Genomic DNA, 1,116 nt, shown 5'->3' with positions numbered 1-1,116 from the left:
TAGCGAACGGGAAGAATTATCAAGAAACAGCAGCACAATATGATGTGTCCTACCAACAAGTTTATCAATGGGTAAAAAAGTTTGAAGAGAGTGGCCATCAAGCTTTAGAGGATCGTCGTGGCAGAACAAAGCCTATAGAAGAGCGTACACCAGAAGATGAATTACGCTTAAAAATTCACCAGATGGAGCGCGAAAACGAACGATTACGTGCAGAGAATTTATTTTTAAAAAAGTTAGAGGAAATCGAAAGGAGGCGTCATTAAGTAGAGTTCGTATTCAGAGCCGTTATATCGCGATTCAAGAGTTGGCGGAGAATGAAAATTTATCGATTGTTTTACTTTGTGAAACCGCAGAGGTATCACGTGCAGCTTATTACAAATGGTTGAAACGTCATCCATCTGTAAGAGAAATAGAAAACAAACAGCTAGTTGATTCGATTCAACATCTTTATTCGCAAGTAGATGGCATTTATGGCTACCGCCGCATTACAATGACAATTAATCGCCAAAGAACAAAAGTGGGCTTAGCTAAAGTGAATAAGAAGCGTATTTACCGCCTGATGCAGCTTTGCGGTCTAAAATCGGTTATTCGACGTAAGCCAAAACGATACCGTAAATCAAAGCCTGATTATGTGGCAGAAAATATTCTAGCACGTGAATTTACTGCGGAAAAACCGAATCAGAAATGGTGTACCGATGTAACAGAATTCAAATACGGCAAAGGGAAAAAGGCATATTTAAGTGCGATTATTGATTTACACGACAATTCGATTGTCAGTTATGTATTAGGACATTCGAATAACAATAAATTAGTTTATGATACCATGATCCCTGCAATACAGGGACTAAAAGAAGGTGAGCAACCACTTATTCATAGTGATCGAGGTTTTCAATATACATCGAAATTTTTCAAACGCATGATAGACGATACGAATATGGTTCACAGTATGTCGAGGGTCGGTCGTTGTATCGATAACGGACCTATAGAGGCTTTTTGGGGTACCTTGAAAGTCGAAAAGTATTATTTAAACAAATATGATACATATGACGCGTTGGAAGCAGCCATTGATACATATATTTCGTTCTATCATAACGAACGTTACCAAGAAAGATTAAA

The 1,116-nt window shown here is 38.0% G+C and carries 1 pseudogene; it reads left to right on the top strand.

What is annotated here, in order from left to right:
- Positions 1-1,116 (top strand): annotated as a pseudogene (locus ACQKIH_RS22395) (IS3 family transposase); the annotation flags it as partial.

The organism is Solibacillus cecembensis (assembly GCF_050272495.1).
In the GTDB taxonomy this organism is placed as follows: Bacteria; Bacillota; Bacilli; order Bacillales_A; family Planococcaceae; genus Solibacillus; species Solibacillus cecembensis.
This window is presented reverse-complemented; position numbering and strand designations above follow the sequence as displayed.